This is a genomic window from Betaproteobacteria bacterium, from assembly GCA_016720855.1.
In the GTDB taxonomy this organism is placed as follows: Bacteria; Pseudomonadota; Gammaproteobacteria; order Burkholderiales; family Usitatibacteraceae; genus FEB-7.
Map to the genome: position 1 here is coordinate 140,185 of JADKJU010000001.1, position 26,552 is coordinate 166,736.

General features: G+C 67.3%; 22 protein-coding genes and 2 pseudogenes. 20 read left to right on the forward strand and 4 right to left on the reverse strand.

All coding sequences use genetic code 11. The annotated features are described in order from the left end of the window. The 3 genes from IPP91_00560 to IPP91_00570 are packed head-to-tail and all read right to left on the reverse strand — an operon-like array spanning position 1 to position 3,602. A complete protein-coding gene (locus IPP91_00560) occupies positions 1 to 942 on the reverse strand; it encodes an LD-carboxypeptidase (protein MBL0140583.1) in 942 nt (313 codons plus the stop codon). Beyond that, positions 935 to 1,312 (reverse strand): VOC family protein, encoded by a 378-nt coding sequence (locus IPP91_00565; protein ID MBL0140584.1) that lies wholly within the window; start codon positions 1,310 to 1,312, stop codon positions 935 to 937. Before IPP91_00565 ends, IPP91_00560 begins: the two co-directional genes overlap by 8 nt. A gap of 13 nt (positions 1,313 to 1,325) precedes the next feature. Next, the gene (locus tag IPP91_00570; protein MBL0140585.1) at positions 1,326 to 3,602 is read right to left on the reverse strand and encodes an NADP-dependent malic enzyme; all 2,277 of its coding nucleotides are present in this window, start codon (positions 3,600 to 3,602) and stop codon (positions 1,326 to 1,328) included. Between the two features lie 145 nt (positions 3,603 to 3,747). Between IPP91_00570 and IPP91_00575 the strand changes: the two genes are divergently transcribed. The 20 genes and pseudogenes from IPP91_00575 (at position 3,748) to IPP91_00670 (ending at position 25,812) form a co-directional block, all read left to right on the forward strand. Then, complete coding sequence (locus IPP91_00575) at positions 3,748 to 4,059, forward strand: winged helix-turn-helix transcriptional regulator (GenBank protein MBL0140586.1); 312 nt, start codon at positions 3,748 to 3,750, stop codon at positions 4,057 to 4,059. Beyond that, positions 4,056 to 5,306 (forward strand): amidohydrolase family protein, encoded by a 1,251-nt coding sequence (locus tag IPP91_00580; protein ID MBL0140587.1) that lies wholly within the window; start codon positions 4,056 to 4,058, stop codon positions 5,304 to 5,306. The genes IPP91_00575 and IPP91_00580 overlap by 4 nt, the downstream gene beginning before the upstream one ends. Positions 5,307 to 5,309: 3 nt before the next feature. Continuing rightward, positions 5,310 to 7,197: pseudogene (locus IPP91_00585) on the forward strand (MFS transporter). A 58-nt stretch (positions 7,198 to 7,255) separates the two neighbouring features. Then, a complete protein-coding gene (gene aroC / locus IPP91_00590; GenBank protein ID MBL0140588.1) occupies positions 7,256 to 8,413 on the forward strand; it encodes a chorismate synthase in 1,158 nt (385 codons plus the stop codon). A 54-nt stretch (positions 8,414 to 8,467) separates the two neighbouring features. Further along, a complete protein-coding gene (gene leuC / locus IPP91_00595) occupies positions 8,468 to 9,877 on the forward strand; it encodes a 3-isopropylmalate dehydratase large subunit (protein ID MBL0140589.1) in 1,410 nt (469 codons plus the stop codon). A gap of 14 nt (positions 9,878 to 9,891) precedes the next feature. Then, positions 9,892 to 10,020: an entericidin A/B family lipoprotein gene (locus IPP91_00600; protein ID MBL0140590.1), complete on the forward strand. Its 129-nt coding sequence runs from the start codon at positions 9,892 to 9,894 to the stop codon at positions 10,018 to 10,020. Between the two features lie 37 nt (positions 10,021 to 10,057). Next, on the forward strand, positions 10,058 to 10,696 hold the full coding sequence (gene leuD, locus IPP91_00605; GenBank protein ID MBL0140591.1) for a 3-isopropylmalate dehydratase small subunit: 639 nt from the start codon (positions 10,058 to 10,060) through the stop codon (positions 10,694 to 10,696). A gap of 7 nt (positions 10,697 to 10,703) precedes the next feature. Then, positions 10,704 to 11,765, forward strand: a complete 1,062-nt coding sequence (gene leuB / locus IPP91_00610) for a 3-isopropylmalate dehydrogenase (GenBank protein ID MBL0140592.1) — start codon at positions 10,704 to 10,706, stop codon at positions 11,763 to 11,765. Positions 11,766 to 11,845: 80 nt separating this feature from the next. Next, positions 11,846 to 12,974, forward strand: a pseudogene (gene asd / locus IPP91_00615) (aspartate-semialdehyde dehydrogenase). Positions 12,975 to 13,145: 171 nt separating this feature from the next. Further along, on the forward strand, positions 13,146 to 15,692 hold the full coding sequence (locus IPP91_00620; protein ID MBL0140593.1) for a FimV family protein: 2,547 nt from the start codon (positions 13,146 to 13,148) through the stop codon (positions 15,690 to 15,692). Positions 15,693 to 15,755: 63 nt separating this feature from the next. Then, the gene (truA, locus tag IPP91_00625; GenBank protein MBL0140594.1) at positions 15,756 to 16,541 is read left to right on the forward strand and encodes a tRNA pseudouridine(38-40) synthase TruA; all 786 of its coding nucleotides are present in this window, start codon (positions 15,756 to 15,758) and stop codon (positions 16,539 to 16,541) included. Further along, positions 16,538 to 17,182 (forward strand): phosphoribosylanthranilate isomerase, encoded by a 645-nt coding sequence (locus IPP91_00630; GenBank protein MBL0140595.1) that lies wholly within the window; start codon positions 16,538 to 16,540, stop codon positions 17,180 to 17,182. Before truA ends, IPP91_00630 begins: the two co-directional genes overlap by 4 nt. Then, complete coding sequence (gene trpB, locus IPP91_00635; protein ID MBL0140596.1) at positions 17,163 to 18,392, forward strand: tryptophan synthase subunit beta; 1,230 nt, start codon at positions 17,163 to 17,165, stop codon at positions 18,390 to 18,392. The genes IPP91_00630 and trpB overlap by 20 nt, the downstream gene beginning before the upstream one ends. A gap of 34 nt (positions 18,393 to 18,426) precedes the next feature. Next, positions 18,427 to 19,248, forward strand: a complete 822-nt coding sequence (locus IPP91_00640) for a tryptophan synthase subunit alpha (protein MBL0140597.1) — start codon at positions 18,427 to 18,429, stop codon at positions 19,246 to 19,248. Continuing rightward, complete coding sequence (locus IPP91_00645; GenBank protein ID MBL0140598.1) at positions 19,245 to 20,114, forward strand: acetyl-CoA carboxylase carboxyltransferase subunit beta; 870 nt, start codon at positions 19,245 to 19,247, stop codon at positions 20,112 to 20,114. The genes IPP91_00640 and IPP91_00645 overlap by 4 nt, the downstream gene beginning before the upstream one ends. Before the next feature lie 28 nt (positions 20,115 to 20,142). Continuing rightward, positions 20,143 to 21,423, forward strand: coding sequence for a bifunctional tetrahydrofolate synthase/dihydrofolate synthase (gene folC / locus IPP91_00650; GenBank protein ID MBL0140599.1), 1,281 nt, complete (start codon positions 20,143 to 20,145; stop codon positions 21,421 to 21,423). 12 nt (positions 21,424 to 21,435) lie between these two features. Beyond that, the gene (locus IPP91_00655; GenBank protein MBL0140600.1) at positions 21,436 to 22,083 is read left to right on the forward strand and encodes an SPOR domain-containing protein; all 648 of its coding nucleotides are present in this window, start codon (positions 21,436 to 21,438) and stop codon (positions 22,081 to 22,083) included. Between the two features lie 119 nt (positions 22,084 to 22,202). Next, on the forward strand, positions 22,203 to 23,729 hold the full coding sequence (purF, locus tag IPP91_00660) for an amidophosphoribosyltransferase (GenBank protein ID MBL0140601.1): 1,527 nt from the start codon (positions 22,203 to 22,205) through the stop codon (positions 23,727 to 23,729). Between the two features lie 7 nt (positions 23,730 to 23,736). Next, complete coding sequence (locus tag IPP91_00665) at positions 23,737 to 24,915, forward strand: O-succinylhomoserine sulfhydrylase (protein ID MBL0140602.1); 1,179 nt, start codon at positions 23,737 to 23,739, stop codon at positions 24,913 to 24,915. Positions 24,916 to 24,993: 78 nt separating this feature from the next. Beyond that, a complete protein-coding gene (locus tag IPP91_00670) occupies positions 24,994 to 25,812 on the forward strand; it encodes a hypothetical protein (GenBank protein ID MBL0140603.1) in 819 nt (272 codons plus the stop codon). A gap of 1 nt (position 25,813) precedes the next feature. Here IPP91_00670 and IPP91_00675 read toward each other — a convergent pair whose 3' ends face one another. Further along, positions 25,814 to 26,536 carry a UDP-2,3-diacylglucosamine diphosphatase gene (locus IPP91_00675; protein MBL0140604.1) on the reverse strand — a complete coding sequence of 241 codons (723 nt, stop codon included), beginning with the start codon at positions 26,534 to 26,536 and terminating at the stop codon, positions 25,814 to 25,816. Positions 26,537 to 26,552 lie beyond the last annotated feature (16 nt).

A 26,552-nucleotide genomic window follows, 5' to 3' on the forward strand; every position in this document is an offset into this window, starting at 1 on the left:
TCAGGGCCGTGCGAGCCCCGGCCAGGCCAGCGTATATCGGCCCGGGTCCAGCACGAGTCGTCCTTCCATCCCGAAGGGCAGGGTGAGCTTCCTCGCGACATGGCCGAAAGGCAGGCCCTCCAGGACCGGGCAAGGGGCGATCGCGCGAAGGCATTCGACCGCCTCTGCCATGGCGTACGCATAGCGTCCCGGATTCTGCGGGACGCAGTCCGTGAAATCCCCCAGCAGGATGGCGCCCTGCCGCACGAGGATTCCCGCATGGTGGAGCTGGAGGAACATCCGCTCGATGGCGTAGGGCTCCTCGGCGATTTCCTCCAGGCAAAGCAGGCCACCGTCGATCTCGGGAAGGTAGGGCGTGCCGACGAGGTGGGCAATCAACGAGAGATTGCCGCCCCAGATCGGCCCGCTGATCACGGCCGGCGGGAGACCATGCTCGAAGGAGACGGTCTGCGAATCCTGCGCTCCCCACAGCGTCGCACTGAAATGGTGGAGCATGAATTCGTCGGGTTCGCCATCGCCGAAGTCGCTCGTGATCATGGGGCCGTGGATCGTGGCGAGTTCCCCGAGCGCGAGCGCCGCGCAGTTGAAGGCGGTGAAGTCGCTGAAGCCCGCGAACACCTTCCTGCTTGCTCCCACTCGCACCCAGTCGATCGCCGGGAGGAGCCGCGTGAAGCCGTAGCCTCCGCGTGCCGCCAGCATCAAGTCGATGGACGGATCGTCCAGCAGGTTGTGGAATCCCTCGATTCGCTCCTCGTCGGTTCCGGCGAAATAACGCCACTGCCTGCGAGCCTGTCCGGCGACGACGACCCGGTGTCCCATCGCCTCCAGCCGGGCAATGCCTTCGTCGAGTCGGGCGGGATCCGTGCTGCCCGACGGCGCGAACACGCCGATGGTGGCGTGCGCGGCCGGGGGCCGCGGCCTGCGCGGCGGTGAATCAGCCACGGTTGCGGTTCAGCTCTTCGAAGGCGAAGAGATTGCCGTCGGGATCGCGAACCACGAACCAGCGTGTGCCGCGCTCGCTCACGCACGGTGAGACCACGACATGGTCCCCGGCGGGCAGTGTGTCGAAGCGCTTGTCGATGTCGTGGATATCGAGGTGGACCGCCGGACGGGACGGGGAAGCCGTCGCGGGATACCGGGAACGCTCGGCCAGGACCACCTTGATCGCGCCTCCGGAAAGGACTGCTCCGCGGCCCGACGCGGGCTCGCCCCAGGTCGAGACCACGGACCACCCGAGCGTGTCCCGGTAGAAGGCGAGGGACCGATCGAAATCAGCAGGCTGGATATGCAGGTGGTCGAAGCGGTCGATCATGGATTCCGGGATGCTAGCCGCGCTGCGCCAGCGCATCGACGACGGCAACTGCCGTCATGTTGATGATACGCCGGACACTCGCCGTCGGCGTGAGGATGTGCGCCGGCTTCGACGCGCCGAGGAGGATCGGGCCGATGGTGATGCCGTCGCCCGCGGCGGTCTTCAGGAGGTTGAAGGCGATGTTCGCGGCGTCCAGCGTCGGCATGATGAGCAGGTTGGCTTCCCCCTTGAGCTGCGAATGCGGGAAGGCGGCCTGCCGCACTTCCTCGGAAATCGCCGCGTCGCCGTGCATCTCCCCGTCGATCTCCAGGTCCGGCATCCGCTCGCGGATGAGCGCGAGCGCGGCGCGCATCTTGGCCGCCGAGGGTGCGTCGCTCGTGCCGAAGCTCGAGTGCGAGAGCAGGGCCGCGCGCGGCACGAGGCCGAAGCGCCGGATCTCCTCCGTGGCGAGCTGGGTCATCTCGGCGAGCTGCTCCGGGCTGGGGTTGTCGTTCACGTACGTGTCGCAGATGAAAACCGTGCGCCGCGGCAGCATCAGGATGTTCATGGCGTAGTAGTTCTTCACGCCCTGCCGCAGGCCGATCACCTGGTCCACGTAGTGCAGGTGCAGTTCGTGCGTGCCGAAGGTGCCGCAGATCATTCCGTCGGCCTCGCCCTTGTGCATCATCATCGCGCCGATGAGCGTGTGGCGGCGGCGCATCTCGATCTTCGCGTAGGGGACCGAGACGCCGCGGCGCTCCGTGAGGCGGTGGTACTCCGTCCAGTAGTCCCGGTAACGTGCGTCCCACTCCGGATTCACGACGTCGAAGTGCTCGCCTGCGTTCAGCCGGAGGCCGAAACGCTCGATGCGCTTCTCGAGCACCGCCGGCCTTCCCACCAGGATGGGGCGGGCCAGCTTCTCGTCCACCACCACCTGCACCGCGCGCAGGATCCGTTCGTCTTCGCCCTCCGCGTACACGATCCGCTTCGGGGACGCCTTCGCCGCGGCGAAGATGGGCCGCATGATGTGCCCGGACTGGTACACGAACTCGTTCAGGCGCTGGACGTAGGCCTCGAAATCGGGAATCGGGCTCGTCGCCACGCCGCTTTCCATCGCTGCCCTGGCGACGGCCGGGGCGATCTTCACGATGAGCCGCGGATCGAAGGGCTTGGGAATGAGGTATTCGCGACCGAAGCTCATCTGCTCCTGCTGGTAGGCCATCGCCACCACGTCGGACTGCTCGGCCATCGCGAGGTCGGCGATCGCGTTCACCGCGGCGAGCTTCATCGGCTCGTTGATCGTCGTGGCGCCCACGTCGAGCGCGCCGCGGAAGATGAACGGAAAGCACAGCACGTTGTTCACCTGGTTCGGGTAGTCGGAGCGGCCGGTGGCGATGATCGCGTCGTCGCGCACGGCCTTCACGTCGGCCGGCAGGATCTCGGGCTCGGGGTTGGCCAGCGCGAAGACGAGCGGATTGGCCGCCATGCGCTGCACCATGTCGGGCTTGAGGACGCCGCCGGCCGAAAGCCCCAGGAACACGTCGGCCTCGCCGATGATGTCGCCGAGCGTGCGCGCATCGGTCTTCTTCGCATAGCGCGCCTTGTTCTCGTCCATGAGTTCCCTGCGGCCCTCGAAGACCACGCCCGCGATGTCGGAGACCCAGATGTTCTCGAGCTTCACGCCCAGCGCAACGAGCATGTCGAGGCACGAGAGGGCGGCGGCGCCCGCGCCGGACACCGCGAGCTTCACCTCGCCGACATTCTTGCCCACCACGCGAAGCCCGTTCAGGATCGCCGCGCCCACGATGATGGCCGTGCCGTGCTGGTCGTCGTGGAAGACGGGAATCCTGAGCCGCTCGCGCAGCTTTCGCTCGATGTAGAAGCACTCGGGGGCCTTGATGTCCTCGAGGTTGATGCCGCCGAACGTCGGCTCGAGCGCGGCGATGACCTCGATCAGGCGGTCCGGGTCGAGCTCGTTCAGCTCGATGTCGAAGACGTCGATGTCGGCGAATTTCTTGAAGAGAACCCCCTTGCCCTCCATCACGGGCTTCGCGGCGAGTGGGCCGATGTTGCCCAGTCCCAGCACTGCCGTGCCGTTGGTGACGACTCCGACCAGGTTGCCGCGGGCGGTGAGGTGGCGAGCCTCGGCGGGGTTTTCCCTGATGGCTTCGCAGGCGAATGCCACGCCCGGGGAATAGGCGAGGGCGAGGTCGCGCTGGGTGGCCAGGGGCTTGGTTGGGGCGATCTCGATCTTGCCGGGCCGCGGGAAGCGGTGATAGTCGAGGGCGCTTTTCTTGAGGTCGTCGAGCATGGCGCTAAGCCCTTGAGCGGAAGGGAGTTTGTGCGAAGTCTAGCATGGCGGCCCGGCACCAGCGCGCGCGGCGCTTGACGAAACGAGTCGATATGACTAAACATATCGACATGACTGGAGACGTCGGAATCACGCGAGGCCACCGATGAACCGGAACTACCTGCGGGCCATCCCGCGCGAATGGCGCAACCTCTCGCTCGTGTTCGCCGCCCTGGGCGACGAGCATCGCCAGCGGATACTCCTCACGTTCGAGCCGGGCGAGCGCCTGAACGTGGGTAGCATTGTCGAGGTATCGACGCTGTCGCGCACCACGGTGTCCCATCACCTCAGGGTGTTGCGCGAGGCGGGCGTGCTCCGGTCGGAGAAGATCGGCAAGGAGGTGTGGTTCTGGCTGGACAAGGAGTTTCTCCTGTCGGCACTGGGCGCCGTGCGCGACTACCTGAAGGACAAGGCGTGAATCGCCGTGGCTTCCTTGGCGCGGCGGCGGCCGCCGCCTGCGCTTCGGCGCTCGCCGGCTGCCGCTACAGCCTGGAGCAGGGCCTCTTCAACGAGTGCCGGTCGCCCGGCGGGCATCGCCTTTTCCGCGACCGTGTAGTGCGTGCCGCGTGGGAGGGTGTCGATTCGACCCGCGTCTGGGATTGCCACGCGCACCTGTTCGGCAACGGGCGAACGGGGTCCGGGATCTACCTCAACCCCGGATTCGACCGGCCCTCGACCCTGGCGGGCCAGATGCGCAGGGCGCTCTTCTTCAACGCCGCCTGCGGGGAGGAGGACGAGGAGCGCCTGGATCGGGCCGTGGTCGAGCGCCTCGCGCATCTGGCCGACGAGCTGCCCGTCGGCGCCAAGGTGATGCTGCTTGCCTTCGATTTCACCCACGACGCCGACGGCACGCGCCGCGAGGACCAGACGACCTTCGCGGTTCCCGATAATTACGCGGCGCGAGTCGCGAGCGCACGGCCGGACCGCTTCGAGTGGATCGCTTCCGTCCATCCGTACCGCCGCGACGCCTTCGCCGCGCTCTCATCGGCGCACACGGCGGGGGCTCGCGCCGTCAAGTGGCTCCCGCAGGCGATGGGGATCGATCTGGCTCACGCGCGCTCCATCGCCTTTTACGCAGAGCTGCGGCGACTCGGCTTGCCGCTGCTGGTGCACGTGGGAGAGGAGCAGGCCGTGGAGGGCGCGGGACGGCACGCCCTGGGTAATCCCCTGGCGCTTCGCCATCCCCTGGATGCCGGGGTGAGGGTGGTGGCGGCGCATTGCGCCTCGCTCGGCGAGAGCCCCGACCTCGATGCCCATCCCGATTCGGCGAGGGCGCCACGGGTGAGGAATCTGGACCTCTTCGCCAGGCTCATGCGCGACCCACGCTACGCGAACCTCCTTTACGGCGACCTTTCCGCGGTGACGCAGGCGAACCGGGCGGCGACGGTGCCGGAACTGATCGAAGCGACCGCCTGGCACGCGCGGCTTCTCAACGGCACGGACTATCCGCTGCCGGGCATCATGCCGATCTTCTCGGTGCAGGGCTTCGTGCGGGCGGGCATGCTGGAGGAGGCAAGCGCCCGGGTGCTGACGGAACTGCGCCACGTGAACCCGCTCGCCTTCGACTTCGTCCTCAAGCGCTCGCTCGCCTGGCGAGGCGCGCGTTTCCCGGCGGCTGTGTTCGAGACGCGCCATTTCTTCGATACCGCCCATCGGGAGGCCTGAGCCATGTCTTCCCGCAGCCAGTTTGCCCTGCTCGGCGAACGCCGATTCGCGCCGCTCTTCTGGACGCAGTTCCTCGGCGCCGCAAACGACAACCTGTTCAAGTTCGCCTTCACGCTGCTGGCCACGTTCCATGCCGCCGATTGGGGCGGCGTCGAGCCAGCCACGGCCGGATTCGTGATCGGCGCGATCTTCATCGCGCCGTTCGTGCTCCTTTCGGCCACTTCCGGGCAGATTGCCGACAAGGTCGAGAAAGGTGCGCTGATCCGTTTCGTGAAGAACTTCGAGATCGCAGTCATGGCGATCGCCGCGACGGGCTTCGTCACCCGCAACCCGGCGCTGCTCTATACGTCCGTGTTCCTGATGGGTGTTCACTCGACGCTGTTCGGCCCGGTGAAGTACGCGTACCTGCCGCAGCACCTTCGGGACGACGAGCTCACGGGAGGCAACGGACTGGTCGAAATGGGAACCTTCGTGGCGATCCTGGCCGGCACCATCGCCGCGGGACTGCTGGCCCGCAGCGGTTCAGGTGGGGCGTCCGCGATCGGGATTGCATGTCTCGCGGTTGCCGTCCTGGGCCGGTTGGCCGCGAGCTATGTCCCGCCCTCGCCAGCGCCGGATCCGGGGCTCGCGATCAACTGGAACCCGTTCACCGAGACGTGGGCCAATCTCGTCATCGCGGCGCGCGACGCGACGGTATTCCATTCGCTGCTCGGCATCTCGTGGCTTTGGTTCTTCGGCTCGATCTTCCTCACGTCGTTCACGCCCTTTACCAGGGACGTCCTCGGTGGCGACGAGAACGTGGTCACTTTGCTGCTCGCCGCCTTCTCCATCGGCATCGGGCTCGGGGCGCTGGCCTGCGAGCGGCTCTCCGGGCGCAAGGTCGAGATCGGGCTCGTGCCGTTCGGATCGATCGGAATGACGGTGTTCGCGGTCGACCTCTGGCTGGCCACCCGCGGGCTTGCGCCGTCGGGCGTGAAGGACGTTGCGGCCTTCCTGCGGGAGGGTTCGTCGTTGCGCGTGATGGCGGACCTCTTCCTGCTGGCGCTCTTCGCCGGCTTCTATTCCGTCCCACTCTATGCGCTCATCCAGAGCCGCGCCGAGGCAAGGCACCGCGCCCGCATCATCGCCGCCAACAACATCCTCAACGCGCTCTTCATGATCGTGGCGGCGCTCATGGCCACGGCCCTCCTGCGTTCCGGGCTCGCGCTGCCGCAGCTCTTCCTCGTGGTCGGGCTCATGAATGCGGCCGTGGCCGCCTACATCTACCTGCTGGTGCCCGAGTTCCTCATGCGGTTCCTGTGCTGGCTCCTCGTCCATTCGGCCTACCGATTGCGCAAGAAGGGGCATCGACAACATCCCGGAGCGCGGTCCGGCGCTCATCGTCTGCAACCACGTGAGCTTCGTCGATGCGCTGGTGATCCTCGCGGCGAGCCCGCGGCCCATCCGCTTCGTCATGGACCATCGCATTTTCCGCGTTCCCGTCCTGTCGTTCGTGTTCCGCACCGGCAAGGCCATCCCGATCGCGCCGGCGAAGGAAGACGAGGCGCTCCTGAATCGCGCGTACGACGAGGTCGCGGCGGCGCTGGAGCATGGGGAACTGGTGGGGATCTTCCCCGAGGGAAGGATCACCGAGGACGGCGAGATCGGCCCGTTCCGTGGCGGGATCCGGCGGATCGTCGAGCGCACGCCGGTGCCGGTGGTGCCGATGGCGTTGAAAGGGCTCTACGGCAGCTTCTTCAGCCGCCAGGGCGGCGCGGCGATGACGAAACCTTTCCGCCGCGGCGTCTTCTCACGAATCGCGCTCGAGGTGGCGCCGGCGGTGGCGCCTTCCGGGGCCACGCCCGACGCACTGAGGCAGAAGATGCTCGCCATGCGCGGCGACTGGCGCTAGCCGGGCTGTCGATGCCTCGCGTGCTAAACTCGGCGCAACGTTTTTCCCCACCCGCATCATGTCCGGCAACACGCTCGGCACACTCTTCACCGTCACCACTTTCGGCGAGTCCCACGGGCCGGCCGTGGGCTGCGTCGTGGACGGTTGCCCGCCCGGACTCGCCCTCTCTGAATCCGATATCCAGCCCGATCTCGACCGGCGCAAGCCGGGGACCTCGCGGCACGTGACCCAGCGCCGCGAGGAGGATCGCGTCGAGATCCTCAGCGGCGTCCACGAGGGGCGCACGACAGGCACGCCGATCGCGCTGCTCATCCGCAATGAGGACCAGCGCAGCAAGGACTACGCGAAGATAGCCTCGAGCTTCCGGCCCGGCCATGCCGACTACGCCTACCTCCAGAAGTACGGAATCCGCGATCCGCGAGGTGGCGGGCGTTCTTCGGCGCGTCTCACCGCGCCGGCCGTGGCGGCAGGCGCCATCGCGAAGAAGTGGCTTCGCGAGCGGTACGGCGTCGAGGTGCGCGGGCACCTCACCCATCTCGGCCCGAACGTGATCCCGTTCGAGTCGTGGGAACAGGTCCATGCCAATCCCTTCTTCGCGGCCAATGCGACGATCGTTCCCGTGCTGGAGAGCTACATGGACCGCCTTCGCAAGTCCGGCGATTCGTGCGGCGCGAGGCTCATGGTCGTGGCCACGGGGGCTCCACCCGGTTGGGGCGAGCCGCTCTACGGCCGCCTCGACGCCGACATCGCCCAGGCGATGATGGGCATCAACGCCGTGAAGGGCGTGGAAGTCGGGGCCGGGTTCGCCGCGGCGGCCCAGCTGGGGACGGAGCATTCGGACGAAATGACGCCCGAGGGCTTCCTCTCGAACAACGCGGGCGGAATCCTGGGAGGCATATCGACGGGGCAGGACATCGTGGTGTCGATCGCGATCAAGCCCACGTCGAGCATCCGGCTTGCGCGGCGCACCGTGGACGTGGCGGGCAACCCGTCGGCCATCGAGACCCACGGCCGCCACGATCCCTGCGTCGGAATCCGCGCCACCCCGATCGCCGAAGCGTTTCTCGCGCTCGTGCTGGCCGATCACGCTCTTCGCCACCGCGCCCAGAACGCGGACGTGGTCACCTCCACGCCGCGGATTCCCGCGGCCGCAGCCTCGGTTCCGCGCGGCGGCGTGAGTTCCGCACTCGAGGATCCGGATCCCGAGGAGGCCTGAGGCGTCGAAGGGATGCCGGTCGCAGGGTATAATTTCCCTTCGCCCGGAATGCCCATGAACGCACTCACGCTCTACGACAAGCTTTGGAACGCCCATCTCGTCCACGAGGGACCGGACGGGACGGCGCTCATCTACATCGACCGCCACCTGGTGCACGAGGTGACGAGCCCGCAAGCCTTCGAGGGGCTCGGCCTTGCCGGCCGCAAGCCGTGGCGCATCGGCTCGGTGGTGGCGACCGCCGACCACAACGTGCCGACCCGCAACCGCGCGCAAGGCATCGCCGACCCGATCGCACGCCTCCAGGTCGAGACGCTAGACCGCAACATCGAGAAATTCGCCGTGCCGGTGTATTTCGGGATGTCCGATTCCCGTCAGGGAATCGTCCACGTGATCGGGCCGGAGCAGGGCGCCACCCTGCCGGGGATGACGGTCGTGTGCGGCGACTCCCATACCAGCACGCACGGGGCGTTCGCGGCGCTCGCCTTCGGCATCGGCACCAGCGAGGTGGAGCACGTTCTCGCCACGCAATGCCTCATCGCGAAGAAGGCGAAGTCGCTGTGCATCCGCGTCGAGGGCGCCTTGCCCCGCGGCGTGTCGGCCAAGGACGCGGTGCTGGCGGTGATCGGGCGAATCGGCACCGCAGGAGGCACCGGGCACGCGATCGAGTTCGCGGGCTCCGCGATCCGCTCCCTGTCGATGGAAGGCCGCATGACGGTCTGCAACATGGCCATCGAGGCCGGCGCCCGCGCCGGAATGGTCGCCGTGGACGACACCACCCTTTCCTATCTTTCGGGGCGCACCTTTTCGCCAAAAGGCGAGATGTTCGACCGTGCAGCGGCCTACTGGAGGACGCTCGTTTCCGACCCCGGGGCGCGGTTCGACCGCGAAATCGAGGTCGATGCCGCCACGCTCAAGCCCCAGGTCACCTGGGGCACGTCGCCCGAGATGGTGGTGTCCATCGACGATCGCGTCCCGGATCCCGCTCGCGAAATGGACCCGGTTCGCCGCGAGGCGATGGAAAGGGCGCTCGAGTACATGGGGCTCGATGCGGCCATGCCGATCACCGACATCGCCATCGACAAGGTCTTCATCGGCTCGTGCACCAATTCGCGCATCGAAGACCTGCGGGCGGCCGCGGCCGTTGTCCGCGGCCGCCGCGTGGCTGCCAACGTGAAGCTCGCCATGGTCGTTCCCGGCTCGGGGCTCGTGAAGCGCCAGGCCGAGGAAGAAGGGCTCGACCGTGTCTTCATCGACTCCGGCTTCGAGTGGCGGGACCCCGGATGCTCCATGTGCCTGGGCATGAACGACGACCGGCTATCGCCCGGCGAGCGCTGCGCGTCGACCTCGAACCGCAATTTCGAGGGCCGCCAGGGTGCCGGGGGCCGCACCCACCTCGTGAGCCCCACGATGGCCGCCGCCGCCGCGCTGGCGGGACGGTTCGTGGACGTACGCAGACTGGACTGAATCGGAGATCAATGATGAAACACATTCTTTTCGCCATCGCCGCCGCGCTTGCGCTGGCCGGATGCAACACGGTCGAAGGCGTGGGCAAGGACATCAAGAAGGGTGGCGAGGCCATCGAGAAGTCAGCCAACAAGAACAAGTAGGAAGGTCACGGGAGGGGGGGGCGCGGCAGGGCAGACAATGGAAAAATTCACGATACACACCGGATTGGCCGCACCGCTCGACAGGGAGAACGTCGACACGGACGCGATCATTCCCAAACAGTTCCTGAAGTCGATCCACCGGACCGGCTTCGGGCCGAACCTGTTCGACGGGTGGCGCTACCTCGATCCCGGCGAGCCTGGCCAGGATCCGGCATCGAGGAAGCCCAATCCCGACTTCGTGCTGAACCAGGGGCGCTACAAGGGGGCCACGATCCTGGTGGCGAGGAAGAATTTCGGCTGCGGCTCTTCGCGCGAGCACGCGCCGTGGGCGCTCCAGCAGTACGGCTTCAAGGCGATCCTGGCGCCGTCGTACGCCGACATCTTCTTCAACAACTGCTTCAAGAACGGGCTGCTTCCGATCGTGCTGCCCGATTTCCACCTGGACCATCTCTTCCAGGAGATCGCGGTGCACGTCGGCTATCGCCTGTCGATCGACCTGCCCGCGCAGACGGTCTCCACCCCGTCGGGGCTCGTGATGCGCTTCGACGTCGAGCCCTTCCGCAAGGAATGCCTCGTGAACGGCTGGGACGACATCGGCATGACGCTGCGCCGCCAGGACGCCATCCGCGCCTACGAGGAGCGTCGCCGCCTGTCCGAGCCGTGGATATTCTCGTGAGTGCGCGATGAAGATTGCGCTCCTGCCCGGAGACGGCATCGGACCGGAGATCCTGCGGGAGGCCGTGCGTGTCCTCGACGCCCTGCGTTCCGATGGCCTCGGGATCGAAACGCAGGAAGCGCCGGTCGGCGGCGCGGCCTACGACCTCTCGGGCGATCCGCTGCCTGCGGCGACGCTCGACCTGGTGAAGGCCGCGGACGCCGTCCTCTTCGGCGCCGTCGGCGGCCCGAAGTACGACACGCTTGCGCGCGACAAGCGCCCGGAGAAAGCGATCCTGGCGCTTCGCAAGGAATGCGATTTCTTCGCCAACCTGAGGCCCGCGACAGTCTTCCCGGAACTTGCCGACGCCTCCACGCTCAAGCCCGAGGTCGTCTCCGGCCTCGACATCATGATCGTGAGGGAACTCACCGGAGACCTCTACTTCGGCCAGCCGCGCGGGATCTCCGGCGAGAAGGGCCACCGCATCGGCATCAACACGATGCATTACACCGAAGCGCAGATCAGCCGCATCCTGCATGTCGGCTTCCGCACGGCCCGGCAGCGCGCAGGACGCCTGTGCTCCGTGGACAAGATGAACGTGCTGGAAACGACGCAGCTCTGGCGGGACATCGCCGAGGAAATCGCGCCGGAATACCCCGACGTCGAACTCACGCACATCCTGGTGGACAACTGCGCCATGCAGCTCGTCAGGAACCCGAGGCAGTTCGACGTCATCGCGACCAGCAACATGTTCGGCGACATCCTCTCCGACGAGGCATCGATGCTCACCGGATCGATCGGGATGCTCCCTTCGGCGTCCCTGGATGCGAACGGCAAGGGCCTGTACGAGCCGATCCACGGTTCGGCGCCCGACATCGCGGGCAGGGGCGTGGCGAATCCCCTGGCGCAAATTCTTTCGATGGCCATGATGTTCCGCTACACGTTCGGGCTTGCGGACGTGGCCGCGCGCATCGAAGCCGCGGTGAGGAAGGCGCTCGCTTCCGGCCTGCGCACGGCCGACATCGCCGCGCGCGGCGCGAAGGCGTGCACTACCGCCGAGATGGGGACGGCAGTCCTGAAGGCCCTCTAGACAGCCGGGGAAGGCGGGGCAGGGAGGCGGTCTCGCCTTCCGCAGCGAGAAAAGCGCCCCGGCAACTGAAAGAACGGAAAATGGAAAACAGGAAGACGGCAGGAATCATCGGTTGGCGCGGGATGGTGGGTTCGGTGCTCATGGACCGCATGCGCACGGAAGGGGACTTCGATCTCGTCGATCCGGTGTTCTTCACGACCTCGGCCCGTGGGCGCCGCCGGTCCGGACATCGGCCGGCCCACCGGGCCGCTCAAGGATGGGAACGATATCGCGGAACTCGCGAAGAACGAAATCCTCATCACCTGCCAGGGCGGCGACTACACCAAGTCGGTCTTCGCGAGGCTGCGCGCGGCCGGCTGGAACGGCTACTGGATCGACGCGGCCTCGGCGCTTCGCATGGACAAGGACGCGGTCATCATCCTCGACCCCGTCAATCGGCCGGTCATCGACCGGGCGCTGGCCACCGGGGTGAAGAATTTCATCGGGGGCAACTGCACGGTGAGCTTGATGCTCATGGCGATCGACGGGCTCCTCAAGGCCGACCTCGTCGAGTGGGTGAGCGCGATGACCTATCAGGCTGCCTCGGGGGCGGGCGCGCAGAACATGCGCGAGTTGCTGCAGCAGATGGGCGAGGTGCATTTCGCGGCCAAGGCCCTGCTCGACGATCCGGCCTCGGCCATCCTCGACATCGACCGCGAAGTGGCGGGAATCCTGCGCGACGAGTCGTTCCCGACGACGCACTTCGGCGTGCCGCTTGCCGGCAGCCTGCTCCCGTGGATCGACACTGACCTGGGCAATGGACAGAGCCGCGAGGAGTGGAAGGGGCACGCGGAGACCAACAAGATATTGGGGCGTGAGGCGTCGCCTGTCCCGGTCGACGGCCTTTGCGTGCGGGTCGGCGCAATGCGTTGTCACAGCCAGGGGCTCACGATCAAGCTGAAGAGGGACATCCCTGTCGAGGAGATCGAATCCATACTCGCCGCCGCCAACGACTGGGTGCGGGTCATCCCCAATCGGCGTCCTGAAACGCTCGAGCGCCTCACGCCGGCTGCGGTGACGGGAACGCTCGAGGTGCCGGTCGGCCGGTTGCGCAAGTTGCGCATGGGAGGCGAGTACCTTTCCGCCTTCACGGTCGGCGACCAACTGCTCTGGGGGGCCGCGGAACCGCTGAGACGGATGCTCCGCATCCTTTGCGGGGCGCATCGGTAGCCCCGGTCTGGCAGAGGCGGTCGCGGGGCAGAAAGGGAAAAAGTTGTTGAAAAAAGCCGGATTTACGCGATAATGTGAAAATCCGGGTGAAATTGAAACGACAAGCTGTTGATTCAATGGTATTTCATACCTAATTCCCGGGGTGGGAGAGGGCACACAATGCTGGGGAAAATGAGAACGGGAGTGGCCATCGCGCTGCTCGCCGGGGCATCTTTCGCGGCCCACTCCGCCGGCCTCGGAAAGCTCACTGTCAACTCGTCGCTCGGGCAGATCCTCGCCGCCGAGATCGATCTCGTTTCCGTGCAGGTGGGAGAGCTCGATACGCTTTCGGCGCGCGTTGCATCTCCAGAGTCCTACCGCGACGCGAAGATCGAGTACTCCTCGGTCCTTCGCCTGTTGCGCTTTTCGGTGGAGAAGCGGGCCAGTGGCCATCCCTACCTGAAGCTCACGAGCATCGCGCCGATCAACGAGCCTTTCGTCGACATGCTGATCGAGGTGACCTGGCCGGCCGGTCGCCTGCAGCGGGAGTATCCGATCCTGCTGGATCCGCCCGGGTTCTCCGATGCCCGGGCGACCGCTCCCGTCGCGGCCGCTCGTCCAGCACAACCCGCCGCGCCTGCGCCCGCTGCCGCATCCGCCGCCGCCGCCCCCATGCCTGCGCCGGCCGGTTCGCCCTCGGCGAAGACCGAGATGGCGGCTGCGGCGCCCGCGCTGGTGAAGGAGCCGGGAAAGGACACTTACGGACCGGTCGAAAAGGGGGAGACGCTGCGCAAGATCGCCGGGGAGGTGAAGCCCTCGGAGGTGAGCATGGAGCAGATGCTCGCGGCGCTCTACCGCGAGAACAAGGCCGCGTTCATCGACAGCAACATGAATCGCCTCAAGGCGGGCCAGATCCTGCGCGTTCCCTCTGCCGAGGAAGTGAGCAAGATCTCCGGGAAGGAGGCCAACCAGGAAGTGCGGACTCATGTTTCGAACTGGAAGTCCTATCGCGAAGGTCTCGCCGGTGGCGTTGCTTCAATGCCCGCGCGCAGCGAGTCGGCCCGTGCCGCGACAGGGCAGGTGGGCACCGCCGCCGTGTCCCCGCCTCCTGCGCCTGCTGCCGAATCCGGGGATGTGCTGAAGCTTTCCAAGACCGACGGCGCCAAGGGGGGGGCCGCTGGAAAGTCCGGAGCCGCGCAGGACCGGTTGAACGCGCTCCAGGAAGAGCTGACCGCCAAGGACAAGTCGCTTAGAGAGTCGCAGTCGCGCGTCAGCGAACTCGAGAAACAGATTCGCGACATGCAGCGCCTGGTGGACCTGAAGGGGGGCGCCCCCGTGAAGCCTGGCGAGCCCGCCAAGGCGCCCGATACGAAGGTTGCAGCCGCCAAGCCCGCCGAACCGGCGAAACCCGCGGAGGCCCCGAAGGCCGACACGAAGCCCGCCGAACCGGCGAAACCTGCCGAGGCCCCGAAGGCCGACGCGAAGCCCGCCGAACCGGCGAAACCTGCCGAGGCCCCGAAGCCCGCCGACGCAGCAAAGCCTGCGCCTGCGAAGTCGGCTGCGGCCAAGAAACCCGCACCGCCGCCCGAGCCGGATCTCATGGACCAGGCGATGGACAACCTGCCCATCATCGTGGGCGGTGCCGGCCTGCTCGGGGCCGTGGGATTCGTAGCGATGTTCATTCGCCGCCGCCGCCAGAAGGCGGAGGCCGGACCCACGAGTTCGATGACCAGCGGATTTCCCTCCGATCTGAAACCCAGCACCGGGACCGGCAAGGCCGGCGGTGGACTGGTCGACACGGGGAACAGTTCGTTCCTGACCGATTTCGACAAGACCGGGCCCGGGATGATCGACACCGACGAGGTCGACCCGGTGGCAGAGGCCGAGGTCTACATCGCCTATGGACGCGATGCCCAGGCCGAGGAGATCCTCAAGGAAGCGATGTCCCGCGACAAGAATCGTCACGAGATTCCGCTCAAGCTTCTCGAGATATACCATGCCCGCAAGAGCGCGACCGCGTTCGAGACAGTCGCCAAGGAGTTGCGCGGCGCAGTCGGCGATTCCAGCCCGATCTGGCAGAAGGCCGCGGCCATGGGCGCGCAGATCGATCCGACGAATCCCCTTTACGGAGGCGCGGCGGGCGCGCCGACCGCGGCAGTCGCCTTCGAGGCAGCCGCTCCCGCGCCGAAGCCGGATCTTGATTTCGACCTGGACTCCGCGCCCTCCGCCTCACCCGCGCCCGCTGCTGCCGAGTCGCCCGGCAGCTTCGATCTCGACCTCGGTACGGAACAAGCTCCGCAGCCCGATCTTCCCGTCGCGAACGACGTCCCGGCGCTCGATTTCGATCTCGCGCCGCCTGCGGCACCCGCGCTCGACATGCCGTTGTCTGCCGATGCGCCCAAGGACGAAAAATCCGCGTTCGACTTCGACCTCTCGGGGCTGGACTTCCCGTCCGGATCCCCGTCGGGCACGTCCGCTGCCGCGGCACCGGATCTCAACCTGTCCGGGGACACGCCATCCGCCAATGCACAGACCGCGTCTCTCAACCTCACCGATCTGGACCTCGGAGAAGGCGGTGATGCCGGGGGCGGCGATGGCGTGACCACCAAGCTCGAACTCGCCAAGGCCTACCTCGAGATCGGGGACAAGGATGGCGCTCGCGAGATCCTGCAGGAAGTGGCGAAGGAAGGATCGGCTGCGCAGAAGGCTGAAGCGCAGAATCTGATCGCCTCGCTCTGATCCCTTCGCTGTTGCAAGTCGCTTGATCGGCGGGGTTTCCCCCGCCGATTTCTTTCCCGCCCCATGCGAATCGCCCTCGGCATCGAGTACGACGGCGCGCCCTTTTGCGGCTGGCAGCACCAGCCCTCGGGATGCGGCGTTCAGGACTGCATCGAGAAGGCCCTGTCGGGCTTCGCGGCCGCTCGCGTCGAGATCGTGGCGGCGGGCAGGACCGATGCCGGTGTCCATGCCCGATCTCAGGTCGTCCACTTCGACACCGATGCGGTTCGCGATGACCTCGCCTGGGTGCGTGGACCGAACGCGCTGCTGCCCGCGGCGATCCGGATCGTGTGGGCGCAAAAGGTGCCCCAGGATTTCCATGCCCGCCACAGCGCCCGCTCGCGCACCTATCATTACCTCCTGCTCGACGATGCGGTAGCCCCCGCCTTGCTCGAGTCGAAGATCGGGTGGTTCCATCGGCCGCTCGACGTAGGCGCGATGCACGAGGCCGCCCGTTCGCTGGTGGGCGAGTTCGACTTCAGTGCCTTTCGCGACGCCCAGTGCCAGGCGAAATCGCCCGTGCGCGTCGTTCAGGAGGCCGAAGTCGCGCGCGATGGGCGTCTGGTGGTGATCGCCATCCGGGCCAACGCATTCCTCCACCACATGGTGAGGAACATCGTCGGAAGCCTCGTCTATGTCGGCGCGGGACGGCAGCCCGTGACATGGATCGCGCAACTCATGGAAGGGCGCGACCGACGACTTGCGGCGCCGACATTCGCGCCCGATGGGCTGTACCTTTCCGCCATCGAGTATGATCCGGCGATCGGCCTGCCGGCCTTCCGGCCGAATCCGCTCCTTCCGCCGCCATGATTGCCCACCGCACTCGCATCAAGATCTGCGGCATTCGCGACCCCGCGATGGCCCGGGCCGCCGCGCAGGCCGGCGCGGATGCGATCGGGCTCGTGTTCCACGCGGCCAGCCCGCGAGCGGTCGATCCCGCCGAGGCAAGGGCCATCGTCGATGCCGTTCCGCCGTTCGTGACCCCCGTCGGGCTGTTCGTGAATCGGGACGAGCAGGCCGTTCGCGATGTCCTGGCGCGCGTTCCCCTCGGCATGCTCCAGTTCCACGGCGATGAACCGCCGGCGTACTGCGACCAGTTCGGCCTGCCGTGGATCCGGGCCTTGCGGGTCGGACCGGGAGTCGATTTGATAGAATGCGAAGGTCGTTTTTCGCGTGCGGCGGCATTGCTGCTCGATGCGGATGTTGCAGGCCAGTTCGGCGGCACCGGCGTCGCATTCGACTGGTCCCTCGTCCCCGCCGCGCTCGCCCGACGGGTTGTTCTCTCGGGCGGGCTCGATGCGGCAAGCGTGGGCCGCGCCATCTGCGCCGTGAGACCGTGGGCGGTGGATGTCTCCAGTGGCGTCGAGACGTCGCGTGGTGTCAAGGACGCAGCCCGGATCGAGGAATTCGTGAGGAGTGTGAGAGATGCAGATGCACGAGCCGGTGGCTGAGCCCCGGTCTTCGCCGGCCTATGACCTGCCCGATGCGACCGGCCATTTCGGTCCGTATGGCGGCGCCTTCGTGGCCGAGACCCTCCAGGAGGCGCTGGGCGAGCTCCGGGACGCCTACGAGGCCTGCCGAAGGGACCCGGAATTCCAGGCGGAACTCGCGTATGAGCTCGAGCATTACGTCGGGCGGCCGAGCCCCGTTTACCACGCGAAGCGACTGTCCGGGGACCTGGGCGGTGCGCAAATCTACCTCAAGCGGGAGGACCTGAACCATACGGGCGCCCACAAGGTGAACAACACCATGGGACAGGCGCTCGTCGCCCGCCACATGGGCAAGCCGCGGGTGATTGCGGAGACGGGGGCAGGGCAGCATGGGGTGGCCACGGCGACCGTGGCGGCTCGCTATGGAATGGAATGCGTCGTCTACATGGGCACGGAGGACGTCGCACGCCAAGCGCAGAACGTGTACCGGATGAAACTGCTCGGTGCCACCGTGATTCCCGTCTCGAGCGGCTCGCGCACGCTCAAGGATGCGCTGAACGAGGCGATGCGCGACTGGGTCACGAATGTCGCGAACACGTTCTACATCATCGGAACCGTTGCCGGGCCCCATCCCTATCCGATGATGGTGCGCGACTTCAATGCCGTCGTCGGCAAGGAATGCCTGGTGCAGATGCCCGCTCTCGCGGGACGGCAGCCCGACTACGTGCTGGCCTGCGTCGGCGGCGGGTCGAACGCGATGGGCATCTTCCATTCCTACCTTTCCCACGCCGATGTGAAGCTCATCGGCGTGGAAGCGGGCGGCCTCGGCCTTTCGACCGGCAAGCATGCGGCGACCCTGTCGGCGGGCTCGCCCGGCGTCCTGCATGGCAACCGCACCTACCTCATGCAGGATTCGGACGGCCAGATCCTCGAGACCCATTCGATCTCGGCGGGACTCGACTATCCCGGCGTCGGCCCCGAGCATGCCTGGCTCAAGGATTCCGGCCGCGCCGCGTACGTCTCCGTGACCGACGACGAGGCACTCGCCGCATTCCACACGCTGTGCCGCACCGAAGGCATCATCCCGGCGCTCGAGTCGAGCCATGCGGTGGCGCACGCGATGAAGATCGCGCCGACCCTCGGCAAGGATCGCATCCTGCTGGTGAACCTTTCCGGTCGCGGCGACAAGGACATGCACACCGTCGCCACGGCTTCCGGCATCAAGTTCTAGCGCCGCCTCGTTCCTCGATCACGACAAGCCCCTCATGAGCCGCATCGCCGCCACCTTCGAAGGCCTTCGCGCCCAGCGCCGCGCCGCGCTCGTGCCCTTCGTCACGGCAGGCGACCCGACGCCCGCCACCACGCTCGGCATGCTGCGCGCCCTCGTAAAGAATGGTGCGGACATTGTCGAGCTGGGAGTGCCTTTCTCCGACCCGATGGCCGACGGCCCGACCATCCAGCGATCCTCGGAGCGTGCGCTTCGCGCGGGAACGGGCCTCGCCATGATCCTCGATACGGTGAAGGAGTATCGCCGCGAGGACGATCGCACCCCGATCGTGCTGATGGGCTACGCGAATCCCGTGGAGCACATGGGCGCCGAAAAGTTCGCCGCGCGGGCAAAGGAATCGGGAGTGGACGGCGTCCTCATCGTGGACTACCCCCCGGAGGAGAGCGGCGCCTGGGTCGAGGCCCTGGCGGGAGCCGGCATCGACCCGATCTTTCTGCTCTCCCCGACCTCGTCCGAGTCGCGCATAGACCTGGTGGCGCGCATGGCGAAAGGCTACATCTACTACGTCTCCCTGAAGGGGGTGACGGGTGCGGCCACTATCGACACGGCCGATGTGGAGCGCATGCTCACCCGCATCCGTGCGCGCACCGGCGTGCCGGTGGGCGTGGGTTTCGGCATCCGCGATCCGCAGACCGCACGCGCCATCGCGCGGTTCGCCGACGCGGTGGTCATCGGCAGCCGGCTTGTCGAGGAGATCGAGCGCTCGGAGCCCGGTCTGGCCGCGGCGAACGCCGGCGCCGTGCTCGCCGGGTTTCGTGCCGGCGTGGACGCGGCCGCAGGCGACAGGTCCGCCGAATGAGCTGGTTCCGCAAGCTCCTGCCCCCGAAGATCAAGCGCGAGGAGGGCACCCACCGTAAGGCCGTCCCGGAAGGCTTGTGGAGCAAATGCCCGTCTTGCGAGGCGGTGCTCTACTTCACGGATCTCGAGAAGAACCTGCACGTCTGCCCGAAGTGCGGATTCCACAACCGCCTTTCCTCGCGGCAGCGGCTGGACGCCTTTCTCGACCCGGAAGGCCGCGCCGAGCTCGCCTCGGAGGTCGTGCCGCTCGATCCGCTCAAGTTCAAGGACAGCCGCAAGTACTCCGAGCGCCTGGCCGAGGCGGAGAAGGAGACGGGGGAATCCGACGCCCTCATCGTCATGCAGGGGGCCGTGAAATCGGTCCCGGTCATCGCGGCGGCATTCGAATTCGAGTTCCTTGGTGGCTCGATGGGCTCGGTGGTCGGGGAAAGGTTCGTTCGTGCCGTGCAGGCCTGCTGCGACGAGCGCGTGCCCTACGTGTGCTTCACCGCCACCGGCGGCGCGCGCATGCAGGAAGGACTGTTCTCCCTCATGCAGATGGCCAAGACGACGGCGGCGCTGCACCAGCTGACCGCCGCCCGGCAGCCGTTCATCTCGGTGCTGACCGATCCCACCATGGGCGGCGTTTCGGCGAGTTTCGCGATGATCGGCGATGTGGTGATCGCCGAGCCTGGCGCTCTCGTGGGCTTCGCCGGTCCGCGCGTCATCGAGCAGACGGTGCGCGAGACGCTTCCGGAGGGGTTCCAGCGAGCCGAGTTCCTGCTGGAGAAGGGCGCCATCGACATGATCGTCGACCGGCGCGAGATGCGCGACCGGGTGTCCCGGCTCATCGCGTTGCTCAAGCGCGAGCCGGCGCCGGAGGCGTGAGCGCGATCGCGTCCGCGGACCGCGCGCGTTGAGCCGGCCCGCCACCCCCGGCCCCGGTGCCCTGCTGGGGGAATGGCTCGACTACATATCCGCCCAGCATCCCGCGCAGATCGCTCTCGGTCTGGAGCGCGTGCGCGAGGTGATGGGCCGGATGGGGCTTGCGTCCCCGCCCTTCGTCATCACGGTGGGCGGAACCAACGGCAAGGGATCGACCTGCGCCTACCTGGAATGCATCCTGCGCACGGCAGGCTACTGCACGGGCCTCTACACCTCGCCTCACCTCGTGCGCTACAACGAGCGCGTTCGCCTCGACGGGGAGGAGGCCGGCGACGAGGTGCTGGCGCGCACACTGGAACGCGTCGAGGCGGCGCGGGGCGCCACGGCGCTCACCTATTTCGAGTTCGGCACGCTCGCGGCGCTGGCCGCATTCGACGAAGCGAAAGTCGACGTGGCGATCCTCGAAGTGGGGCTGGGCGGGCGACTCGACGCCGTCAACCTTGTGGATGCGGACTGCTCGATAGTCTCGAGCGTGGACCTCGACCACCAGGCGTGGCTCGGGGATACCCGCGAGGCGATCGGTCTCGAGAAGGCCCACATCTACCGCAGCGGCCGTCCGGCGTTCTTCGGCGACGCCGATCCTCCTGCCTCTCTCGTGGCGCATGCCGTGTCCCTCGGGGCCGACCTGCAATTGCTCGGCCGCGATTTCCGGGCGGTCTCCCATGAGCGGCAATGGGATTTCGAGGGCCGGCAGGGCGCGAAGCGGGCGCTGCCCATGCCTGCCTTGCGCGGCTCCTGGCAGCTTGCGAATGCGGCCACCGCGCTGGCGGCGCTCGACCAGGTTGCCGCGCGCTTTCCGGTGTCGATCGGTGAGGTGAAGCGGGGGCTGACCGCGGTGCGCCTGGCGGGCCGCATGCAGGTCCTTCCCGGTCGCCCGACGGTGGTGCTGGATGTCGCCCACAATCCGCATGCGGCTCGCGCCCTGGCCAGAGGGCTGGGGGAGATGGGGTTCCACCCGAAAACGATCGCGGTCTTCGCGATCCTCGCCGACAAGGACATCGGTGCAGTGATCGATGCCGTGTCACCGCGCGTGGATCGCTGGCATGTGGCCACGGTGGCGAACGAGCGAGCCGCGTCCGCCGCGCATGTGGCGGCCCTCCTGGCGTCGCGGGACCTGGCAGGGCGCACGCGAATCTTTGCCACGGTGGCGCTCGCCTACGAGGCCGCGCTTCGGGAGGCGGGTCCGAATGATAGAATTCTCGTTTTCGGCTCGTTCCATACCGTCGCGGGGGTTCTCGAGGCTCCGCGATAACCGATGCCCGTCATGCCGAGTGATCCCACTGCCGAGCAGGTCGAATTTCGCCGCAAGGGCCGGCAGCGCCTGATCGGCGCGGTCGTGCTTGCCGTTGCTGCGGTGGTATTCGTTCCGATGCTGCTCGATCCCGAGCCGCGCCGGGAACGCGTCGAGCCGCTCCTCGCGATACCGCCCAGGGACGGCGCGCCGCCTCTGATGCCCGCGACGGCGTCCGTCGAGCCGGTAGCCAGGCCGGAACCAGCGAAAGTCCCCTTGAATCAGGCTCCCGGCCCGGCCGCTGCGCCGACGCCCGCGCCGGCGCAGGAGGCGTCCCCCGAGAGCCGGAAGACGGTGGAACCCAGGACCTCTGAATTCAAGCCTGCTGCGCCCAGGGCGCCGAGTGCAAAGCCCGAACCGAAACCCGCGCCCCCGGAGCCGAAGCTCGAGGGGTTCGCCGTGCAGGTGGGCGCATTCAAGGACGAATCGGTGCTCGCGCAGGCCCGCGAGAAGGTCGCATCGACTCGCCTTCCCCATTACGCCGAGCGCCTCGGAGGCGACGCGGGAGAACTCACGCGCCTTCGCGCGGGGCCGTTTCCCACCCGCGAGGCGGCTGACACGGCTGCCGCCCGGCTCAAGCGCGCCGGACTGCCCGATGCCCGCGTGGTGCCGTTGCCGTGAGGGCCTCGAGGAACGGGCGTGCAGCCCCCATCCATGGCGCTTGCGGCGCGCCACATTCGCGGGCAAAGCGCATACACTATCGCGGGGTCACGAGCCCCGGCCTGAGGAACGCCTGAAGCATGTGCGGAATCATCGGAGTCGTCGCGCGCAGCCCCGTCAACCAGATTCTCTATGACGGGCTCACGGTCCTTCAGCACCGCGGGCAGGATGCCGCGGGCATCTGCACGGCGGAAGGCCACAGCTTCAACATGCACAAGGGCAGCGGCATGGTTCGCGATGTCTTCCGCACGCGCGACATGCGCGGTCTCGTGGGAACGATGGGCATCGCCCACTGTCGCTACCCCACCGCCGGCTCGGCCTCGTCGGTGGCCGAATCACAGCCCTTTTACGTGAACTCCCCGTTCGGCATCGTGCTGGGGCACAACGGCAACCTCGTGAACGCGGAGGAACTGCGCAAGTCACTGTTCCTCGAGGATCGCAGGCACATCAACACGAGCTCCGATTCCGAGGTGCTGCTTAACGTCCTGGCCCACGAGATCGACTATGCCTGCGGCGGAGGCGACCGCCTTACCCCGGACGCCATCTTCAAGGCTGTGCGCGGCGTGCACCGGCGCGTCAAGGGCGCGTATGCGGTGGTTGCGATGATTGCCGGCTATGGGTTGCTTGCCTTCCGCGATCCCAAGGGCATCCGCCCCCTCATCATCGGACGGGGCGACACGGAGAAGGGCGTCGAGTTCGTCGTCGCCTCGGAGAGCGTGTCGCTCGACGCGCTCGGCTTCAAGGCGATGCGGGACGTGGCGCCGGGGGAGGCGGTCCTCATCGACCAGAGCGGCAACCTCTACAGCCGGCAGTGTGCCGACGCCCCGTCGCTCAACCCGTGCATCTTCGAATTCGTGTACCTCGCGAGGCCCGATTCGGTGATCGACGGCATCTCCGTCTACGAGAGCCGCCGCAACATGGGCAAGAGCCTGGCGGACAAGATCGTCGCCGCGGGGATCGCGCCCGAGATCGACGTCGTGATCCCGATCCCGGACTCGAGCCGTCCGAGCGCCCTGGAAGTCGCCTCCAAGCTGGGCAAGTCCTACCGCGAGGGCTTCATCAAGAACCGCTACATCGGGCGCACCTTCATCATGCCGGGGCAGGAGTTGCGCAAGAAAAGCGTGCGGCAGAAGCTCAACGCGATGGCCGTCGAGTTCAAGGACAAGAACGTCCTCCTGGTGGACGATTCCATCGTGCGCGGAACGACGAGCCGCGAGATCGTGCAGATGGCGCGCGAGTGCGGGGCGAAGAAGGTGTTTTTCGCATCGGCCGCTCCGCCCGTGCGCTTTCCCAACGTCTATGGCATCGACATGCCGACACGCTCCGAGCTGATCGCGGCCGAACGCGACGAGTCCCAGATCGCCGAGGCGATCGGGGCCGACGCCGTCATTTACCAGGATCTCGCGTCGCTGATTGCGGACGTGCGCGCCTGCAACCCCGCCATCGAGCGCTTCGATTGCTCCTGCTTCGACGGCGTCTACATCACGGGCGACGTCTCCAGCGAATACCTCGCGGGCATCGAGGCTTCGCGCAACGACGGCGAATCGAACGGCGGCACGCGTCTGTCGAGCTACCAGCTCGACCTCGGCCTCTCGGCCGTGGATTGAGGGCCCCATGACGGACGAATTCAAGCCAGCTACGCTGGGTGTCCGGGCCGGGGGTCTGCGCAGCGACTTCGGCGAGCATTCCGAGACGCTCTCGCTCACGTCGAGCTTCGTCTTCGCGAGTGCCGGGGAAGCGGCGCGCCGGTTCTCCAACGAGGAACCCGGCAACATCTATTCGCGCTTCACCAACCCGACAGTCACGATGTTCCAGTCGCGGCTCGCCGCCCTGGAAGGCGCTCAGGCCTGCGTGGCCACGGCCACCGGCATGGCCGCGGTGGCGACCACGGCGATGGGACTGCTGTCCGCCGGCGACCACCTCGTCGCTGCGCGCGGCGTCTTCGGAACGGTCGTCCCGCTCTTCAACCAGATCCTGGGGCGCTTCGGCATCGAGACGACCTGGGTCGATCCCCGGGACCTGGATGCGTGGCGGGCAGCCCTCAGGCCGCGCACGAAGCTCTTCTTCGCCGAGACGCCTTCGAATCCGGTCTGCGAAATCGCGGACATCGCGGGGCTCGCATCGATCGCGCGTGCAGCCGGGGTGATACTGGCGATCGACAACTGCATGTGCAGCCCGGCGCTGCAAAGGCCGGTCGCGCTGGGCGCAGACCTCGTGGTCCATTCGACCACGAAGTTCATCGACGGCCAGGGGCGCGTGCTCGGTGGGGCCATCGCAGGGCGCCGCGACCTCGTTGAAGGTTCGCTATTCAATTTCGTGCGCACGGCCGGCCCCGCGATCTCGCCATTCAACGCCTGGGTGTGCCTCAAGGGGATGGAGACGCTCAAGCTTCGTGTCGAGGCGCAATCGGCGCGCGCGCTGGAACTGGCGCGGTGGCTCGAATCGCATCCGCGGGTCGAGCGCGTGAACTACCCGGGGCTCGAGTCGCATCCTCAGCACGCGCTCGCGACGCGCCAGCAGTCGGCGGGCGGAGCCGTGCTTTCATTCGTCGTTCGCGGCGGCCGCGAGGCAGCCTGGCGTGTCATCGACGGGACACGGCTCCTGTCCATCACCGCAAATTTCGGCGACACCAAGTCCACGATCTGCCATCCGGCGTCGACCACCCATGGCCGCCTGTCTCCGGGGGAGCGCGAGCAGGGGGGCATTGCCGAAGGGTTGTTGCGCCTGGCCGCCGGCCTGGAGGATGCCGGCGACATCCGCGCAGACCTCGAACGGGGCCTGGCCGACGCCTGAGCGATTCCGGGCGCGGGTCATCTGCCCGTGTCCCTTCCGGCGCCGCCCACAAGGAGGCACCGATGCCGAGGGAGAGCCATGAAGACCCCGCACGTGTTCCTGATGTGCCCGCCGGAGTTCTTCGACGTCTCCTACATCATCAACCCCTGGATGAACGGCAACGTCCGCAGGATCGACAACGCGCTGGCCAAGCAGCAATGGCGATCACTCTACGACATCGTGACCGACCTGGCGGCCGTGCGGCTGGTCAATCCCCAGCCCGGCTCACCGGACATGGTGTTCACGGCCAACGCGGGCCTGGTGATGGGCAAACGCTTCCTGGCGTCGCGCTTTCGTTACCCGGAAAGGCAATCCGAGGAACCGTACTTCGCCGACTGGTTTCTCGATCGCGGCTACGACGTTTCGCTCATGCCGCGCCACCTGCCGTTCGAGGGCGCCGGCGATGCCCTTCTCGATCGCGCAAGCGCGAGGCTGTGGTTCGCCTACGGTCACCGCTCCGTGCTTGCAGCGAAGGAGGCGATCGTCGAGCGCTTCGGCGGCGAGGTCGTTCCTCTCAAGCTCACCGACCAGCGCTTCTACCATCTGGACACCTGCTTCTGCCCGCTCGAGCGGGGGTATCTCCTCTACTATCCCGAAGCCTTCGACGCGGCCTCGCAGGCCACCATCGACAGGCTCGTTCCCCGGGAGCGCCGCATCGCGATCGGCGAGGAGGATGCGCTCGCCTTTGCGTGCAATGCCGTCGCCCTGGGAGAGCGGATCGTGGTGAACCAGGCAAGCACGGACTTCGTCGATGCCCTCGCGCGCTGCGGTTTCGAGGTCATGCAAAGCCCGCTGTCGGAATTCATGAAGGCCGGCGGCTCGGCCAAGTGCCTCACGCTGCGGCTGGACGAGCCCTGAATCAGTCGAGGGGGACCGCCCGGATCACGGAAGGCGAAGCCTCGAGGTAGCCACCCGCCTCGTACCAGTCCGGCAGCACCCAGCGAATGCAAGTGCGTCCGCCGGCTTCGTGCTCGTGCCGTGCCGGCCGGTGCGTATGGCCGTGGATCATCAGGCGGCTGTCCGCCGCCACGAAGGCGGCCTCGACCGCCTCGGGCGCCACGTCCAGGATGGCCTCGCCCTTGCCGCCTTTCGCGTCCTCGCTTCTCTCGCGCATGCCGCGCGCGATCGCGACACGCTCAGCCAGCGGTCGCACGAGCGCCGCGGCCTGCCAGGCGGGGTTTCGCACCTGCGCGCGGAAGGCGAGGTACGCCTGGTCGCCGGTGCAAAGGGTATCGCCGTGCATGAGGAGCGCGCGCTCCCCGTACAGGTCGATCACCGTGGGGTCCGGGATGAGGCGGATCCCCGTCTCGGCGCAGAATCGTGAAGCGACCATGAAATCCCGGTTGCCGTGCATGAAGAAAACAGGCGTTGCGCGAGCCGCCAGGCGCAGGAAGTCCGCGATGCGCGCCGGAAAATCCAGCGACAGGCCGTCATCGCCTACCCAGTACTCGAAGAGGTCGCCCAGGATATAGAGCGCGTCGGCCACCGGGACGGTCTCGGCGAGGAACCGGGCGAACCGGTCTGCGGTCGACGGCCGCTCCTCGGCGAGGTGCAGGTCGGAGATGAACAGCGTGCGCTGCATCGGGGAAAAACGAAGG

Coding starts and splice junctions, on each gene's coding strand:
- IPP91_00600 (MBL0140590.1), top strand. CDS start 9,892: ATGAAACACATTCTTTTCGCCATCGCCGCCGCGCTTGCGCTGGCCGGA.
- purF (MBL0140601.1), top strand. CDS start 22,203: ATGTGCGGAATCATCGGAGTCGTCGCGCGCAGCCCCGTCAACCAGATT.
- aroC (MBL0140588.1), top strand. CDS start 7,256: ATGTCCGGCAACACGCTCGGCACACTCTTCACCGTCACCACTTTCGGC.
- truA (MBL0140594.1), top strand. CDS start 15,756: ATGCGAATCGCCCTCGGCATCGAGTACGACGGCGCGCCCTTTTGCGGC.
- IPP91_00620 (MBL0140593.1), top strand. CDS start 13,146: ATGAGAACGGGAGTGGCCATCGCGCTGCTCGCCGGGGCATCTTTCGCG.
- IPP91_00640 (MBL0140597.1), top strand. CDS start 18,427: ATGAGCCGCATCGCCGCCACCTTCGAAGGCCTTCGCGCCCAGCGCCGC.
- IPP91_00575 (MBL0140586.1), top strand. CDS start 3,748: ATGAACCGGAACTACCTGCGGGCCATCCCGCGCGAATGGCGCAACCTC.
- IPP91_00570 (MBL0140585.1), bottom strand. CDS start 3,602: ATGCTCGACGACCTCAAGAAAAGCGCCCTCGACTATCACCGCTTCCCG.
- IPP91_00630 (MBL0140595.1), top strand. CDS start 16,538: ATGATTGCCCACCGCACTCGCATCAAGATCTGCGGCATTCGCGACCCC.
- leuB (MBL0140592.1), top strand. CDS start 10,704: ATGAAGATTGCGCTCCTGCCCGGAGACGGCATCGGACCGGAGATCCTG.
- IPP91_00645 (MBL0140598.1), top strand. CDS start 19,245: ATGAGCTGGTTCCGCAAGCTCCTGCCCCCGAAGATCAAGCGCGAGGAG.
- IPP91_00675 (MBL0140604.1), bottom strand. CDS start 26,536: ATGCAGCGCACGCTGTTCATCTCCGACCTGCACCTCGCCGAGGAGCGG.
- IPP91_00665 (MBL0140602.1), top strand. CDS start 23,737: ATGACGGACGAATTCAAGCCAGCTACGCTGGGTGTCCGGGCCGGGGGT.
- leuD (MBL0140591.1), top strand. CDS start 10,058: ATGGAAAAATTCACGATACACACCGGATTGGCCGCACCGCTCGACAGG.
- leuC (MBL0140589.1), top strand. CDS start 8,468: ATGAACGCACTCACGCTCTACGACAAGCTTTGGAACGCCCATCTCGTC.
- IPP91_00670 (MBL0140603.1), top strand. CDS start 24,994: ATGAAGACCCCGCACGTGTTCCTGATGTGCCCGCCGGAGTTCTTCGAC.
- IPP91_00655 (MBL0140600.1), top strand. CDS start 21,436: ATGCCGAGTGATCCCACTGCCGAGCAGGTCGAATTTCGCCGCAAGGGC.
- trpB (MBL0140596.1), top strand. CDS start 17,163: ATGCACGAGCCGGTGGCTGAGCCCCGGTCTTCGCCGGCCTATGACCTG.
- IPP91_00565 (MBL0140584.1), bottom strand. CDS start 1,312: ATGATCGACCGCTTCGACCACCTGCATATCCAGCCTGCTGATTTCGAT.